The following is a 16,451-nucleotide window of genomic DNA, read 5'->3' as shown; positions in this document are numbered from 1 at the left end:
CTACCGGGCCGCGCGCTCCAGTACCAGCTCCCGTACGCGCGCCGCGTCGGCCTGCCCGCGCATCGCCTTCATGACCGCGCCGATCACGGCGCCGGCCGCCTGCACCTTGCCGTCACGGATCTTCTCGAGCACGTCGGGCTGAGCAGCCAGCGCGTCATCGATCGCCGCGATGAGCGGACCGTCATCGGAGACGACGGCAAGGCCCCGAGCATCCACGATCTGCTGCGGACTACCCTCACCCGCGATGACGGCTTCGAGCACCTGCCGCGCGAGCTTGTCGTTGAGGGTTCCCGCGTCCACGAGCGCCTGCACCGAAGCCACATCGGCGGGCGAGACGAGGTCGGACGCCTCACGCCCCTGCGCGTTGGCGAGGCGGGCGATCTCGCCCGTCCACCACTTGCGCGCGGCGGCGGGAGTCGCACCCGCGGCGACCGTCGCCTCGATCTCGGCGAGGATGCCGTTGTTGGCCGCATCCTGGAACTCGAGGTCGGTGAAGCCCCACTCGGCCTTCAGGCGACGACGCCGCGTCGCGGGGCCTTCGGGGAGCGCCGCGCGCAACTCTTCGATCAGCGCGAGCGACGGCACCACCGGCAGCAGGTCGGGCTCGGGGAAGTACCGATAGTCATCGGCATCCGACTTGGGGCGCCCCGGCGAGGTCGTACCGGTGTCTTCGTGCCAGTGCCTGGTCTCCTGGGTGATCGTTCCGCCCGCCGCGAGGATCGCCGCCTGACGCTGGATCTCGTAGCGCACCGCCCGCTCGACCGACCGCATGGAGTTCACGTTCTTGGTCTCGGTGCGGGTGCCGAGCTTCTCCTGACCGCGCGGACGGAGCGACACGTTCGCATCGCAGCGGAGGTTGCCGCGTTCGAGCTTCGCGTCGGAGATCCCGAGCGCGAGCACGATGTCACGGATCGTCTGCACGTACGCCTTCGCGATCTCGGGTGCGCGGTGCTCGGTGCCGTAGATGGGCTTGGTGACGATCTCGACGAGGGGTACACCGGCACGGTTGTAGTCGACCAGCGAGTGCTCGGCGCCCTGGATGCGACCGGTAGAGCCGCCGACGTGCGTCAGCTTTCCGGCATCCTCTTCCATGTGTGCGCGTTCGATGGGCACCGTGACGATGATGCCGTCGGCGAGTTCGACATCGACGGAGCCCGCGAAGGCGATCGGCTCGTCGTACTGGCTGATCTGGTAGTTCTTGCCCATGTCGGGGTAGAAGTAGTTCTTGCGCGCGAAACGGCTCGACGGCGCGATGCTGCACCCGAGAGCCAGGCCGAGCGAGATCGAGTACCGCACGGCCGTCTCGTTGACGACGGGGAGCGATCCGGGCAGCCCCAGATCGACGGGTGCCAGGTCGGTGTTCGGCTCGCGCCCGAACGAGTTCGGCGCCGCCGAGAACATCTTCGTCTTCGTGTTCAGCTCGACGTGGACCTCGAACCCGAGCACCGGCTCGAACAACTCGAGGGCCTCGTCGAAGCTCAGCAATTTGTCTTTCGCCATGTCAGCCCACCTCTCCGACCGGTCCCTGAGATTGTCGAAGGGTCGGAGCCCGATCGAGCAACGGCCCGCCCCAGCTGTCCACGAGCAGAGCCTCCAGCGCCGCACCCACCCGGTACAGGCGGGCGTCCTCGCGCGCGGGAGCCAGGAACTGGATGCCGACCGGCAAGCCGTCATCCTCCGCCAAGCCCGACGGGATCGAGATGCCGGGAACGCCCGCGAGGTTGGCGGGGATCGTCGTGACGTCGTTGAGGTACATCTGCAGCGGGTCGTCGATCTTCTCACCGAGCCTGAATGCCGTGGTCGGCGCGGACGGCGTCGCGATCACGTCGACGCGGGCGAAGGCCTCGTCGAAGTCGCGCTGGATGAGCGTGCGCACCTTCTGCGCCGAGCCGTAGTAGGCGTCGTAGTAGCCGGCCGACAGGGCGTACGTGCCGAGGATGATCCGGCGCTTCACCTCGTCTCCGAAGCCCGCGTCGCGGGTCGCGGCCATGACATCCTCTACCGTTCCGGCGACGGCCGTGCGCAGCCCGAAACGCACGGAGTCGAACTTGGCGAGATTGCTGGATGCCTCGGCGGGGAGGATCAGGTAATACGCGGCGACGCCGTACTCGAAGTGCGGGGCGCTGATCTCGACGATCTCGGCGCCCTGCGCCTGCATCGCGCCCAGCGCCGCGCGGAACGACGCCGACACACCGGTCTGGAAGCCGCTGTCGGGCAGTTCGGTGATCACACCGACCTTCAAGCCGTTGAGGACGTCGCCGCGGGCACCCTCGCGGGCGGCATCGGCGAACGACGGCCATGTATCGGTCAGCGACGTCGAATCGCGCGGATCGTGGCCGCCGATCACATCGTGCAGCAGGCCGGCGTCCAGCACCGTGCGGGTCACGGGGCCCACCTGATCGAGGCTCGAGGCCAGGGCGATCGCGCCGTAGCGGCTGACGCCGCCGTAGGTCGGCTTGATGCCCACCGTGCCGGTGACGTGCGCGGGCTGACGGATGGATCCGCCCGTGTCGGAGCCGAGCGCGAGCGGTGCTTCGAACGCCGCGACGGCCGCGGCCGATCCACCGCCTGAGCCGCCGGGGATCCGATCGAGATCCCACGGGTTGTGCGTGGGGCCGTACGCCGAGTGCTCGGTCGACGAACCCATCGCGAATTCGTCCATGTTCGTCTTGCCGAGCGGCACGAGCCCTGCCGCTCGTGCGCGGGCAACGACCGTCGCCTCGAACGGCGACAGATAGCCCTCGAGGATCTTCGACCCGCTCGTGGAGGGCATGTCGGTCGTGACCAGCACGTCCTTGATCGCGAGCGGCACGCCGGCGACGGGGCCGAGAGCTTCGCCCGCCGCACGTCGGCGATCGATGTCGGCCGCTGTCTCCAGGGCACTGGCGTTGACGTGCAGGAACGCGTGGATGTCGCCGTCCACCGCCGCGATGCGATCGAGGTGGGCCTGCGTGGCCTCGACGCTCGAGATCTCTCCCGAGGCGAGCCTGCCGGCGAGCTCCGCCGCCGTGAGCCGGATGATGTCGCTCACTGCTCTTCCCCCAGGATCGCGGTGACGCGGAACCGGCCGTCCGCAGCATCCGGAGCATTCTGCAGCGCCTGAGCCTGGGTGAGCGTCTCGCCCACGACATCGGCACGGTAGACGTTCTGGAGCGGGATCGGGTGGCTCGTCGCCACGACGTCGGGGGTGGCCACCTGAGACACCTTCGCGATGTTGTCGACGATCGCATCGAGCTGTCCGGTGAGGCGCTGGACCTCGTCGTCGCTCAGCTGGATCCGGGCGAGCACACCGAGATGGCGCACGAGATCGGGGGTGATTTCAGACACTCCGCCAGTCTAGTTTGCGCGGGTGCTCCCCCCTGCGCGCAGCAGGCGGGCAGGCTGGCGGGCTGGTTTAGGCTGGGCGCGTGACAGCGACGTACGACCCCCCGCGCCCATGGATCGCCAGCTACGCCGCGGGTGTTCCCGAAGATCTGGGCCCGATCTCCGGCTCGCTCATCGACATCGTCGAGGCGTCGGCACGCGATTTCCCGGATGCTCCGGCGCTGCAGTTCTTCGGACGTGAGACGACCTACCGAGAGCTGCTCGCGCAGATCGATCGCGCGGCAGCCGGCCTGCGCGCGGAGGGCGTCGGTGCCGGAGACCCCGTGGCGATCGTGCTCCCCAACTGCCCCCAGCACATCGTTGCGTTCTATGCGATCCTCCGGCTCGGCGCGATCGTCATCGAGCACAACCCGCTCTATACGCCCCGAGAGCTGCGCAAGCAGTTCGAGGACCACGGAGCCAGGCACGCCATCGTGTGGAGCAAGGTCGTCGACAGCATCCAGGACTTCCCCGCCGACCTGAGGGTGCCGAGCGTGGTGTCCGTCGACATCACGAAGGCGATGCCGCTGCGCACTCGGATGGCACTGAAGCTGCCCGTCGCCAAAGCGCGGGAGGCGCGGGAGGCACTGCACAAGCGGGTCACCGGCACGATCGCGTGGGAGCGCCTGCTGCAGGTCGGCTCACTGCCCGCGACCCACCCGAAGCCCGCCACCGACGACCTCGCGATCATCCAGTACACGAGCGGGACCACCGGAACGCCGAAGGGAGCGGCGCTCACGCACCGCAATCTGCTCGCCAACGCCGCGCAGTCGCAGGCGTGGGTGCCGTCGATTACGCGCGGCAACGGGTGCGTCGTCTACGCCGTGCTGCCGATGTTCCATGCCTACGGCCTGACGCTGTGCCTGACGTTCGCGATGTCGATGGGAGCGCGACTCGTGCTGTTCCCGCGTTTCGACCCGGACATGGTGCTCGAGGTGACCAAGAAGCACCCCGCGACCTTCCTTCCGCTCGTGCCGCCTATCGCCGACCGTCTCCTGAAGGCTGCCCGCGACCAGGGCGTACCCCTGAAGGGCACCGAGATCGCGATCTCGGGCGCGATGGCACTCCCCCACGAACTGGTGGTGCCGTTCGAGGAGGCCTCCGGCGGATTCCTCGTCGAAGGCTACGGACTGAGCGAGTGCTCTCCCGTGCTCATGGCCAACCCGGTGGCCGACAACCGCGTGCCCGGCACCGTCGGCTTGCCGCTCCCCGGCACCGAGTGCCGCATCGTCGACCCCGATGAGCCGACCAGGGTGTTGGAGGCCGGCGAGCGTGGCGAGCTCGTCGTGCGCGGACCCCAGGTCTTCCAGGGGTACTACGGCAAGCCGGAAGAGACCGAGGCGGTCTTCTCCGACGGGTGGTTCCGCACGGGTGACATCGTCACGATCGACGAGGCCGGATTCGTCCGCATCGTCGATCGCATCAAGGAGCTCATCATCACCGGCGGCTTCAACGTCGCTCCGACCGAGGTCGAGAACGTCCTGCGGCAGCATCCGCAGGTGCAGGACGCCGCAGTCGTGGGCCTGCCCAGCGAGCACTCCGGCGAGGAGGTCGTGGCCGCCATCGTGGTCGAACCCGGCGCGGAGATCGACGTCGAAGCGGTACGCGAGTTCGCCCGCGGCATCCTCACGCCCTACAAGGTGCCCCGGCGCATCTATGTGGTCGACGAACTGCCGAAGTCGCTCATCGGCAAGGTGCTGCGCCGCCAGGTGCGCGAGTCACTCCTGAATCTGACGACAGGTTCTTAGGGAACCTCGTGTCGAAGACGACACGTCATCCGCGCAGTGCGGGGGGCCGATCCTCCTCAGGCGGAAGCCGTATCGAGCGCGGACGGCCCCTCCGTCACGAGCAGGCGGAACTGCGCGGCGTCGATGATCCGCACCCCGAGCTCTTCGGCTTTGGCCAGTTTGGAGCCCGCCCCCGGTCCGGCGGCGACGAAATCGGTCTTCTTCGACACGCTCGATGCCGACTTTCCGCCCGCGTCGATGATCGCCTGCTGGGCACCTTCGCGTGAGTAGCCCTCGAGCGACCCCGTGGCCACGACCGTGATGCCATCGAGCACCCCGCCATCTGCCTGCGCCACTCCGGGGCCGGGGTGCCCCGGCGTCGACAGCTGTGCACCGGCGGCCGCCCACCGGTCGACGATCTCGCGATGCCAGTCGAGGTCGAACCAGTCGATCAGAGCATCGGCGATGATCGCGCCCACGCCCTCGACCGCGGCGAGCTCGTCACGCGAGGCCACGCGGATCGCCTCGATCGAGCCGAACCACTGCGCGAGGGCCCGCGCTGCCACCGGACCCACATGGCGCACGTTCAGGGCGACGAGGAATCGCCAGAGCTCCTTGGTTTTCGCCTTCTGCAGCTCGTCGAGGAGCCGTGTCGCCTGCACCGACGGCTGAGGGCTCGTGAGCCCCGCCTTCTTCTCGTCGGCTGTTGGATTGCGGCGGAACGGCGCACGCCGCACCGGAGCACCCGTCCGCTCGTCGATTCGGGGCTCGCCGGTGTCGGCGTCGCGCACCACGACCTCGATCGGGATGAGCTGCTCGAGCGTGAGGTCGAACAGGCCCGCTTCGGTCTCGAGCGGCGGAGTCTGCGCATCGGTCGGTTGCGTCAGCGCGGCGGCCGTCACCTCACCGAGCGCTTCGATGTCGAGCGCGCCGCGCGAGCCGATGTGCTCCACGCGACCGCGCACCTGCGCGGGGCACGACCTCGAGTTCGGACACCGCAGGTCGATGTCGCCCTCTTTCGCGGGCGCCAGCGGGAAGCCGCACTCCGGGCAGTCCGACGGCATCACGAACTCGCGTTCGGTGCCATCCCGCAGCTCGACCACAGGACCCAGGACTTCGGGGATCACATCGCCCGCCTTACGCAGCACGACCGTGTCGCCGATGAGCACCCCCTTGGCACGCACCACGTCCTGGTTGTGGAGCGTCGCCTGCCGCACGACGCTCCCGGCGACGCGAGCGGGCGCCATCACCGCGAACGGCGTGGCACGGCCGGTGCGGCCGACCGAGACGACGATGTCCAGGAGTTTCGTGTTCACCTGTTCGGGCGGGTATTTGTACGCGATCGCCCAGCGAGGAGCCCTGCTGGTGGCGCCCAGCTCGTCGTGGAGGGCGAGTTCGTCCACCTTCACGACGACACCGTCGATCTCGTGCTCGACATCGTGCCGGTGCTCGCCGTAGTGGGCCACGAACTCGAGCACACCGTCGATGTCGGAGGAGGTACGGAAATAGGGGCTGGTGGGCAGCCCCCACCCGGCCAGCAGCGCGTACACCTCGCTCTGTGACGACACCGGCGGGTTCTCCCACGCCCCGACCCCATGGACGAACAGGCGCAGCGAGTCCAGACGTGCCTGCCCGGCTTCCCGCTCGAGGCCGTCCTTCTTGTCGAGCTGCTGGCGCAGTCCGCCACTCGCGGCGTTGCGGGGGTTGGCGAAGGACGGGAAGCGGCGCTCGGCGCTCAGCCGCGCCTTCGCGTCATCGAAGGACCGCCCACGCGCCCGGGTCTCGTCGACCACGCGCTCGCGCATGCGCGCCTGCAGCTCGTTGAGCGCGTCGAAGGCGGCGACGGGGATGAACACCTCGCCGCGCACCTCGACGAGTGCCGGATGCCCCGAGCCGGCCAGTCGCTCGGGGATGCCCGCGACCCGCACGGCGTTGACCGTGACATCTTCACCGACGCGGCCGTCACCACGGGTGGCCGCCGAGGTCAGGACGCCGTGCTCGTAACGGAGGCTGATCGCCAGACCGTCGATCTTCAGCTCGGTCAGCCACCGCACGGGTCGGCCGGCGCCCGCCTGAGCCTTGGCACACCACTCCGCCAGCTCCTCGGGCGAGAAGACGTTGTCGAGGCTCAGCATGCGCTCCGCGTGGGTAACGGGTGTGAACATCGACGCCTGTGCGGCGCCCACGGTCAGCGTCGGCGAGTCTTGCCCCTGCAGTACAGGAAAGAGCCGTTCCAGTTGCTCGAGCCGATGCATCCAGCCGTCGTAGGTCGCGTCGTCGACGATCTCGGCATCCGCTCCGTAGTAAGCATCGCGGGCCCCGATGATCCGCTCGATCAGCTCCGCCGCCTGGATGCGCGCCTCATCGAGCGTCAGATCGGGCAGGACACCGGGCAGAGAATCGTCACCATCGCTCACCCGGTCAGTCTAGGGACGGGCTCCGACGTCGAACCGGTCTAGACGACGGCCGGGACGGCCGATACCGTGCGGTCGATCGTGAACTGGCCCAGCACCCGCGTGCCGATGTACAGCACCGCCGTCTGGCCCGGCGCCACCCCTTCGAGGGCGACATCGGGAGTCACCACGAGAGCGCCGGATGCGGCATCCCGCCATGCCGTCGCTGCCACCGGATCCGCGTGCGCACGGATCTGCACATGGCACGCCCACTCGTCGTCCACGGGCGGCGCACCCGTCCAGCTGAACCGACTGCCCGAGATCTCGGCGATCGCAAGCGCCTCCTTCGGACCGACGACCACCGTGTTGGAGACCGGGCGCACTTCGAGCACGAACCTCGGTTTGCCGTCGGGGGCGGGGATCCCGAGAGCGAGTCCGCGCCGCTGGCCGACCGTGAAGGCGTGCGCGCCTTCGTGCGACCCGACCACGGCGTCCGTGCGGTCGACGATGTCGCCCGTCGCGGTGCCGACCTTCTCGGCCAGCCAGCCCCGCGTGTCGCCGTCCGGGATGAAGCAGATGTCGTGGCTGTCGGGCTTCTGCGCGACCGTGAGACCGCGCTCGGCGGCCTCAGCGCGGACAACGGCCTTGGACGGCGTCGAGCCGAGCGGAAAGTACGTGTACGCCAGCTGCTCGGCCGTCAGCACGCCGAGGACGTATGACTGGTCTTTCGCAGCATCCGATGCCCTGTGCAACTCCAGACCGCTCTCGCCGTCCACGAGCGTGGCGTAGTGGCCCGTGCAGACCGCGTCGAAGCCGAGCTCGATCGCTCGCTCGAGGAGGGCGGCGAACTTGATCTTCTCGTTGCAGCGCATGCACGGGTTGGGCGTGCGGCCGGCCTGGTACTCGGCGATGAAGTCGTCGATGACGTCGTCGCGGAATCGCTCGGAGAAATCCCACACGTAGAACGGGATGCCGAGGAGGTCAGCGGCCCGGCGCGCGTCGAGCGAGTCTTCGATCGTGCAGCAGCCACGGCTTCCGGTGCGGAGGGTCCCGCCGGCCCGCGAGAGCGCCAGATGCACACCGACGACATCGTGACCGGCGTCGACGGCGCGCGCCGCGGCCACGGCGGAGTCCACGCCACCGCTCATCGCCGCAAGGATCTTCATGCGTCCAGTCTATGAGCGGGATCCTGAGCGGCGCCCGGCAGCAGGTGCAGGCAGGTCAGCGCCGCGCAGAGGGAACGGCCCGCGCGTACGCCTCGGGGAGAGCGGCGAGGAACGCATCGACGTCGGCCTGCGTCGAGGTGCGCCCGAGCGACAGCCGGAGTACCGAGCGCGCGGCGACGTCGTCCCTGCCCATCGCCAGCACCACGTGCGAGGGCTCGGGCACCCCCGCCTGACACGCAGAGCCGGTGGAGACCGCGACACCCGCGCGGTCCATGAGGAACAGCAGCGCGTCGCCGCTCGCGCCGGGAAAGAGCACGTGCGCGTTGCCCGGAAGACGATCGCCCGGGTCGCCGAGCAGCTCCGCGGCCGGGACGAGTGCGCGGATACCGTCGATCAGGCGGTCCCGCAGGCGCGTGAGTCGCACCGCCTCGCCGCCGCGCTCGGCGTCGGCCAGCTCCGCCGCCACGGCGAACGCCGCGGCTCCGGCGACATCCTGGGTGCCCGAACGCAGACCGCGCTGCTGGCCCCCGCCGTGCTGCAGGGCCGCGAGCGCGACCGCGCGCGACACGACGAGAGCGCCGACGCCGACCGGGCCGCCGATCTTGTGCGCCGACACGCTGAGGGCGACCAGGCCCGTCCCGCCGTGCGCATCCGCGCGCCACCCGCGGAACGACACCGGCACGTGACCGAACGCACTCACGGCATCCAGGTGCAGCGGGATCCGGGCCGCCCGCGCCGCATCGGCGAGCGCCGCGGACGCGTTGATCGTCCCCGATTCGTTGTTGGCGACCAGAGCAGTCGCCAGCGCCGCCCCGGGCGTCGCGCACGCCGCGGCGAAGGCTGTCTCATCGATCCGCGCCTGCTCGTCCACGCGCACCGGCACGACCCGCGCACCCTGCGTCGCGCCGAGCCACTCGACAGTGTCGAGAGTGGCGTGATGCTCGGCATCGGGCAGCACGACAGCATCTGTTCCCGGGCTCCGCGCCCACCAGAGACCCTTGAGTGCGAGGTTCACCGACTCGGTGCCCCCCGAGGTGAGGACCAGTTCGATGGGGTCGCAGTCGATGACCGCGGCGATCCGCTCGCGCGACTCCTCCAGGAGCCGCCGTGCGTCCTGTCCGCCGGCGTGGATCGACGACGGGTTCCCGACCAGCTCGGTCGCCGCAAGCCACGCGTCTCTGGCCTCCGGCCGCAGCGGCGTCGTGGCGGCGTGGTCCAGATACGCGTGCATCCCGACCCCACTCCCCGCCGTTTACGCCACGACCCACGGCATAACTACTGTAGAGCGCATGGTCGATACACTCGCCGAGACCACGTCACCGGCGTCGCTGCTGCGCTCAGACCTCGACCGGCTGGGGGTGAGCCTGCACGACGGCGGGGGAACCCTGCGCGTCTGGTCGGCCCATGCCAGTTCTGTCGAACTCGTGATCTTCGACGACAGCGACCTGGACTGGATCACCGACCGCGAGCCGCTCGCTCCGGTCGGTGGCGACGTGTGGAGCGTGAGCACTCCCCTCCTGCGGCCCGGCGTGCGATACGCGATCCGCGTCGACGGCCCGCACGACACCGGCAACACGTTCAACCCGCGCACGATCCTGGTCGACCCCTACGCCCGGGGTCTGGTCAACGGCGGTTTCGACGACTGGCGGTCGGTCGTGGTCGACGGATCCTTCGACTGGGGCGGGGTCGGCAAGCCCGCGATCCCGCTCGATCGCACGATCATCTACGAGGGCCATCTCAAGGGCCTCTCCAAGCGCCACCCCGCCGTGCCTCCCGCGCTGCACGGGACCTATGCCGGGCTCGCGCATCCCGCGATGATCGAGCATTTCCTCTCGCTCGGCGTCACGAGCATCGAGCTCCTGCCCATCCACGCCTTCGCGTCCGAGCCCCGTCTGCTGCAGCTGGGCCTGGCGAACTACTGGGGGTACAACACCCTGAACTTCTTCACCCCGCACGCCCCGTACGCGACCGAGGCGAACCGCCGCGAAGGTCCCGAGGCGGTGCTCCGCGAATTCAAGGGCATGGTCAAGCTGCTGCACGCGGCCGGGCTCGAGGTGATCCTCGACGTCGTGTACAACCACACCTCCGAAGAAGGCATCGGCGGCCCCCGCACGAGCCTGCGCGGCATCGACAACCGCGAGTACTACCGCCAGCAGCAGGACGGCGCCTACATCGACGTCACCGGGTGCGGCAATTCGGTCAACACGGCGACGGATGCTGCGGCGCGCCTCGTCCTGGATTCCCTGCGCTACTGGGCCGAGGACGTGCAGATCGACGGGTTCCGGTTCGACCTGGCCGCGACGCTCGGCCGTGACGCGGCGCACACCTTCACACCCGAGCATCCTCTCCTGCGTGCGATCATCGACGACCCCGCCCTCGCGGGGGTCAAGCGGATCGCCGAGCCCTGGGACGTCGGCATGGGGGGCTGGCAGACCGGCAACTTCGGCGACGGCTGGATGGAGTGGAACGACCGGTATCGCGACCGTGTCCGCAACTTCTGGCTGAGCGACGTCGACTACGCCCGGCGCGCGTCGTCGGCGCCCGTCGGCATCGGCGGTTTCGCGTCGCGGCTGGCCGGGTCGTCCAATACCTTCAGCGACGAGCGCGGTCCCCTGGCGAGCGTGAATTTCGTGACCGCGCACGACGGCTTCACCCTGCGCGACCTCGTCAGCTACGACGTGAAGCACAACCTGGGCAACGGCGAGCAGAACCGCGACGGCGCCGACACCAACCGGTCGTTCAATCACGGCGCCGAGGGGCCGACCGACGACCCGGGGATCCTCGGCGTGCGGCGCAAGGCGATGCGGAACCTGCTGGGCACGCTGCTCCTATCCGCCGGGGTACCGATGCTGACGGCGGGCGATGAGTTCGCGCGCTCGCAGCGCGGCAACAACAACGCATACTGCCACGACTCGTCGTTGACCTGGCTGTCGTGGGAGCACGAGCCCTGGCAGGAAGACCTCCACGCGCACGTGCAGCGCCTCATCCGGCTGCGCCACGAGAACCCCGCACTGCGCCCGATCCGGTTCGCCCACGAGGGCAGGGACATCCCCAGCTCTTCGTCGATGGACTGGTACGACGAGCGCGGCCAGGCGATGTCGGGCGATCGCTGGACGAGCCCGGCCAACCGCACCCTGCAGTACGTCGCCGCCTCCACTCCGGAGACGGAGGAGTTCAACCGCATCCTGCTCATCGTGCACGGCACCGAGCAGCCGATCGAGGTGACCCTGCCGATCATCGACGGCGTCATCGCCTACGAGTCGCTCTGGTCGAGCGCCGATGAACGCCCGGGCGTTCAGGTGACGATTTTCGCGCCCGGCGACACCGTGACCGTAGAGGCTACATCGATGCACCTGTTCCGCGCTACGTGACGCCCTCCCTGCTGTCACGCGCACCAGTGCGCGGTAGGTTCGACACGTGGCCACGAAGACGCGTCCTGCGACGCAACGCCCCTGGCGATCCCTTTACCCCATTCCCGTTCGGCCGGCCGTCGAGCCGCCGCCCGTGCACGACACGTCTGTGAGTGACGTGTCTGTGAACACGGTGACCGGTCGCATCCCGATCGCGCTAGCCAGCCCGTCGGTGCCCGGCGGGCTCTTCCGCCCGCGCGCGTTCGCGGGCGAGGTCGTGCCGTTCCGGGTGACCGCGTTCCGCGAGGGGCACGATCTGATCGGCGTGCACGTGCGCCTGTTCTCGCCGAGCGGCGACGAGTCGCTGCATCGCCTGCGGCCGCTCCACGATGGGTTCGACCGGTGGGAGACCCTCATCGCGCCTGCCGAGGAGGGCGTCTGGTCGTTTCGCTACGAAGCGTTCGCCGACGATTTCGCGACGTGGGAGCACGCCGCCGATCTGAAGATCGCCGCGGATGTGGATGCTGCCCTCATGCGCGAGATCGGAGCGTCGCTGTTCCAACGCGCCGCAGCAGACACGCAGCGTCCCCTTCCGGAGCGTCAGACGCTGGAGGGCGCCGCCGCGGCGCTCCGGGACGGCGCGATGGGCGACGACACCGCACTCACGATCGTGCGGGATCCGGCGATCGCCGCGTTCTTCGCCGAGCGCCCGCTAGCATCGCTCACTACCATCGGCCCCACGCTGGAGCTGGCCGTGGAGCGTGAGCGGGCCGGAGTGGGCGCCTGGTACGAGTTCTTCCCCCGATCCGAGGGCGCCAAGCGCCTCAAGACCGGCGAGATCAAGAGCGGCACGTTCCGCAGTGCAGCGGGGCGCCTGCCCGGTGTCGCGGGGATGGGCTTCGACGTGCTGTACCTGCCGCCGATCCACCCGATCGGCCGACTCAACCGCAAGGGGCCGAACAACACCCTCGACCCGCGTGAGGGCGATCCGGGCAGCCCCTGGGCGATCGGATCCGACGAGGGCGGGCACGATACGGTGCACCCCGATCTGGGCACGCTCGCCGACTTCCGCGCGTTCGTGCGCGCCGCGCGTGAGGTCGGCGTCGAGGTCGCGCTCGATCTCGCCCTGCAGGCCGCACCCGACCACCCGTGGGTGGCGGCGCATCCCGAATGGTTCACGACCCTCCCGGACGGTTCCATCGCGTACGCGGAGAATCCGCCCAAGAAGTACCAGGACATCTACCCGATCAACTTCGACAACGACCCGGAGGGCATCAGGGCCGAGGTGCTGCGGGTCGTGCGGCACTGGATCGCGCAGGGCGTGCGGATCTTCCGCGTCGACAACCCCCACACCAAGCCGCTCCAATTCTGGGAGTGGCTGATCGCCACGGTCGAGGCGGAGAGCCCCGGCGTCGTGTTCCTCGCCGAGGCCTTCACCCGCCCCGCGCCCCTGCAAGGACTCGCGATGGCTGGTTTCCAGCAGAGCTACACGTACTTCACCTGGCGGAACACGAAAGCCGAGCTGGAGGAGTTCTTCCGTGCGCTGGCCGAAGACACGGCCGACTTCCTGCGTCCGAACCTGTTCGTCAACACCCCCGACATCCTCACCGAGTACCTCCAGTACGGCGGCCGGCCGGCGTACAAGATCCGCGCGGCACTTGCGGCCACCGCCGCCCCGTCGTACGGCGTGTACGCGGGCTACGAGCTGTACGAGAACGTGGCCCGACCGGGCTCCGAGGAGAACATCGACAACGAGAAGTACGAGTACAAGCTGCGCGACTGGGCCGGAGCCGAGGAACGCGGCGACTCGCTCGCTCCGTACCTGCGGCGACTCAATGAGATCCGGCGCCTTCACCCGGCGCTCCGTCAGCTGCGCAATCTGCGCGTGCACTGGAGCGACGATGACGCGATCCTCGTCTTCTCCAAGCATCTGGATGCCGCGACGTCGCCCACCGGTGAGGCCGACACGATCATCGTCGTCGCGAACGTCGACCCGCACTCGGTGCGCCAGACGATGGTGCACCTCGACACGAGCATCTGGGGAATCGCCCCGGGTGAGCCCTTCGAGGTCGAGGAACTGCTCACAGGCGCGGTCTGGACGTGGGCCGACCACAACTTCGTCCGGCTCGACGCGTTCCACGAGCCCGTGCACATCCTCCACGTCCGCAAGACCGAGTCACTCTCACAACCCAGTGACTATTGACACTCAGTGACCGTCAGGAAGACGCCATGACCACACCAGCCGATGACCTCCTCGACGCCGTTGCCGGCGGACGCCACCACGATCCGCACGGCGTGCTCGGCATCCACGAAGACACCGATCACGGAGACACCGCCGCGACCGGCGCTCGCGTCTGGAGCATCCGGGCCCGCCGCCCGCTCGCGTCGAGCGTCACCGCGATCTTCGCCGACGGCACCCACGTGCCGCTCTCGCACGAACGGTCCGGCATCTGGCAGGGCACGCGAGAGGGGGATGCCGGGGCCTACGTCCTGCTGACCTCCTACCCCGACGGCCCCGACTACGTCACGGACGACCCCTACCGCCATCTCCCCTCGATCGGCGAGCTCGACCTGCACCTGATCGGCGAGGGCCGTCACGAAGAGCTCTGGCGTGTGCTGGGCGCGCACGTCCGCGAACTCGACGGCTCCCCCGGCACGTCCTTCGCGGTGTGGGCGCCCAACGCCCGCGCCGTGCGGGTGGTCGGCGATTTCAACAGCTGGGACGGCAACGGCCACGCGATGCGGTCGATGGGCGGCAGCGGGGTGTGGGAGATTTTCGTCCCGGGCCTCGAGGCCGGTTCGACGTACAAGTTCGAGCTGCTCTCGCGGCGCGGCGAGTGGGTCGTGAAGGCCGACCCGATGGCGCGGTACGCGGAAGTGCCTCCGGCCACAGCATCCATCGTCACAGACTCGTCGTACACGTGGGGCGACGACGAGTGGATGGCGCAGCGCGCACGCAGCACCCCGGTGTCGCGGCCCATGTCGATCTACGAACTCCATCTCGGCTCGTGGCGGCCCGGCCTCTCGTATCGCGATGCGGCCGACCAGATCATCGACCACGTCACCTCGCAGGGCTTCACCCACATCGAATTCCTGCCGCTGGCCGAGCATCCGTTCGGCGGATCGTGGGGCTATCAGGTGACCGGCTACTACGCGCCGACCAGCAGGTTCGGCACGCCCGACGACCTGCGCTACCTGTTCGACCGCCTGCACCAGGCCGGTATCGGCATCATCATGGACTGGGTTCCCGGCCACTTCCCGAAGGACGCCTTCGCCCTCGCCCGCTTCGACGGCGAACCGCTCTACGAGCACAGCGACCCCCGCCGCGGCGAGCACAAGGACTGGGGCACGCTGATCTTCGACTACGGGCGCAGCGAGGTCCGCAACTTCCTCGTGGCCAACGCGCTGTACTGGTTCGAGGAGTTCCACGTCGACGGTCTCCGCGTCGACGCCGTGGCGTCGATGCTCTACCTCGACTACTCCCGCGAAGAGGGCGAGTGGATCGCGAACATCCACGGCGGGCGCGAGAACCTCGAGGCGATCCATTTCCTCCAAGAGGTCAACGCGACCGCCTACAAGCGATACCCGGGTATCTCGATGATCGCCGAGGAGTCGACCAGCTTCCCGGGCGTCACCGCCCCCACCAACGCCGCCGGTCTCGGTTTCGGTTTCAAGTGGAACATGGGCTGGATGAACGACTCGCTGCAGTACATCGCGCGGGACCCGATGTATCGCGCCCACCACGAGGGCGAGCTGTCGTTCTCGTTCGTGTACGCGTTCAGCGAGAACTACATCCTGCCGATCAGCCACGACGAGGTCGTCCACGGCAAGGGCAGCCTGTTCGGGCGCATGCCCGGCGACCACTGGCAGAAGCTCGCCAACATGCGCGCGTTCCTGGCCTACATGTGGGGGCACCCGGGCAAGCAGCTGCTGTTCATGGGCCAGGAGTTCGGGCAGATGTCCGAGTGGTCCGAGGGGCGGGGGCTGGACTGGTGGCTCCTGGATCAGCCGTCGCACGCGCAGCTGCAGGACTTCGTCGCCGCGCTCAACGCGACCTACCGCGACCAATCGGCGCTCTGGGCGCGCGACAGCGACGGGGCGGCCTTCTCACGCCTGGGCGCCCCGACCTGGAACCCGAACGTCGTGGCATTCTCACGACGCGACTGGCACGGCAACACGATCGTGGTGGTCTGCAACTTCTCCGGCGTCCCGGTGCACGGGTACGAGCTCGACCTGCCCGAGCAGGGCGCATGGCACGAGATCCTCAATTCGGATGCTGAGGCCTACGGTGGCTCGGGCGTCGGCAACATGGGGATCGTGCACGCCGGCGACGATCGCCGGGCCACGATGGTGCTGCCCCCGCTGGGCGTGCTCTGGCTCAGCCATGAGTCCCAGGCGCACATCCCGTCGCCCACCCAGGGCTGAGCGCGCCCCGGGTCGGTGCCTCGCGGA

At 69.2% G+C, this 16,451-nt stretch carries 10 protein-coding genes; 4 read left to right on the top strand and 6 right to left on the bottom strand.

Annotation, left to right across the window (positions count from 1 at the left end; translation table 11 throughout):
* Genes gatB through gatC form a run of 3 tightly spaced genes read right to left on the bottom strand, consistent with a single transcriptional unit; the run spans position 1 to position 3,327 of the window.
* Positions 1–1,500 carry an Asp-tRNA(Asn)/Glu-tRNA(Gln) amidotransferase subunit GatB gene (gatB, locus tag ACFE6Z_RS02655; RefSeq protein ID WP_375384133.1) on the bottom strand — a complete coding sequence of 500 codons (1,500 nt, stop codon included), beginning with the start codon at positions 1,498–1,500 and terminating at the stop codon, positions 1–3.
* A gap of 1 nt (position 1,501) precedes the next feature.
* A complete protein-coding gene (gene gatA / locus ACFE6Z_RS02650) occupies positions 1,502–3,031 on the bottom strand; it encodes an Asp-tRNA(Asn)/Glu-tRNA(Gln) amidotransferase subunit GatA (protein WP_375384132.1) in 1,530 nt (509 codons plus the stop codon).
* A complete protein-coding gene (gatC, locus tag ACFE6Z_RS02645; protein ID WP_375384131.1) occupies positions 3,028–3,327 on the bottom strand; it encodes an Asp-tRNA(Asn)/Glu-tRNA(Gln) amidotransferase subunit GatC in 300 nt (99 codons plus the stop codon). Before gatC ends, gatA begins: the two co-directional genes overlap by 4 nt.
* A gap of 80 nt (positions 3,328–3,407) precedes the next feature.
* Between gatC and ACFE6Z_RS02640 the strand changes: the two genes are divergently transcribed.
* On the top strand, positions 3,408–5,111 hold the full coding sequence (locus tag ACFE6Z_RS02640) for a long-chain-fatty-acid--CoA ligase (RefSeq protein ID WP_375384130.1): 1,704 nt from the start codon (positions 3,408–3,410) through the stop codon (positions 5,109–5,111).
* A 56-nt stretch (positions 5,112–5,167) separates the two neighbouring features.
* Here ACFE6Z_RS02640 and ligA read toward each other — a convergent pair whose 3' ends face one another.
* The 3 genes from ligA to ACFE6Z_RS02625 form a co-directional block, all read right to left on the bottom strand.
* On the bottom strand, positions 5,168–7,345 hold the full coding sequence (gene ligA, locus ACFE6Z_RS02635; RefSeq protein WP_375384637.1) for an NAD-dependent DNA ligase LigA: 2,178 nt from the start codon (positions 7,343–7,345) through the stop codon (positions 5,168–5,170).
* Positions 7,346–7,545: 200 nt separating this feature from the next.
* The gene (mnmA, locus tag ACFE6Z_RS02630) at positions 7,546–8,649 is read right to left on the bottom strand and encodes a tRNA 2-thiouridine(34) synthase MnmA (protein WP_375384129.1); all 1,104 of its coding nucleotides are present in this window, start codon (positions 8,647–8,649) and stop codon (positions 7,546–7,548) included.
* A gap of 55 nt (positions 8,650–8,704) precedes the next feature.
* On the bottom strand, positions 8,705–9,880 hold the full coding sequence (locus ACFE6Z_RS02625; RefSeq protein ID WP_375384128.1) for a cysteine desulfurase family protein: 1,176 nt from the start codon (positions 9,878–9,880) through the stop codon (positions 8,705–8,707).
* A 58-nt stretch (positions 9,881–9,938) separates the two neighbouring features.
* Here ACFE6Z_RS02625 and glgX point away from each other — a divergent pair, with 58 nt between their 5' ends.
* The 3 genes from glgX (at position 9,939) to glgB (ending at position 16,424) form a co-directional block, all read left to right on the top strand.
* Positions 9,939–12,020 (top strand): glycogen debranching protein GlgX, encoded by a 2,082-nt coding sequence (gene glgX, locus ACFE6Z_RS02620; RefSeq protein WP_375384127.1) that lies wholly within the window; start codon positions 9,939–9,941, stop codon positions 12,018–12,020.
* Between the two features lie 190 nt (positions 12,021–12,210).
* A complete protein-coding gene (locus tag ACFE6Z_RS02615) occupies positions 12,211–14,202 on the top strand; it encodes a maltotransferase domain-containing protein (protein WP_375384636.1) in 1,992 nt (663 codons plus the stop codon).
* A 26-nt stretch (positions 14,203–14,228) separates the two neighbouring features.
* Positions 14,229–16,424 carry a 1,4-alpha-glucan branching protein GlgB gene (glgB, locus tag ACFE6Z_RS02610; protein ID WP_375384126.1) on the top strand — a complete coding sequence of 732 codons (2,196 nt, stop codon included), beginning with the start codon at positions 14,229–14,231 and terminating at the stop codon, positions 16,422–16,424.
* Positions 16,425–16,451 lie beyond the last annotated feature (27 nt).

Source organism: uncultured Microbacterium sp., from assembly GCF_964244775.1.
GTDB lineage: Bacteria > Actinomycetota > Actinomycetes > Actinomycetales > Microbacteriaceae > Microbacterium.
Note: the sequence above shows the minus strand (reverse complement) of the source record. Positions and strands in the feature narration are given on the sequence as shown.

Excerpts from the sequence above, each read along its gene's own strand:
- gatB (WP_375384133.1), bottom strand. The coding sequence starts at position 1,500 with ATGGCGAAAGACAAATTGCTGAGCTTCGACGAGGCCCTCGAGTTGTTC.
- glgX (WP_375384127.1), top strand. The coding sequence starts at position 9,939 with ATGGTCGATACACTCGCCGAGACCACGTCACCGGCGTCGCTGCTGCGC.
- ACFE6Z_RS02625 (WP_375384128.1), bottom strand. The coding sequence starts at position 9,880 with ATGCACGCGTATCTGGACCACGCCGCCACGACGCCGCTGCGGCCGGAG.
- glgB (WP_375384126.1), top strand. The coding sequence starts at position 14,229 with ATGACCACACCAGCCGATGACCTCCTCGACGCCGTTGCCGGCGGACGC.
- ligA (WP_375384637.1), bottom strand. The coding sequence starts at position 7,345 with ATGCATCGGCTCGAGCAACTGGAACGGCTCTTTCCTGTACTGCAGGGG.
- mnmA (WP_375384129.1), bottom strand. The coding sequence starts at position 8,649 with ATGAAGATCCTTGCGGCGATGAGCGGTGGCGTGGACTCCGCCGTGGCC.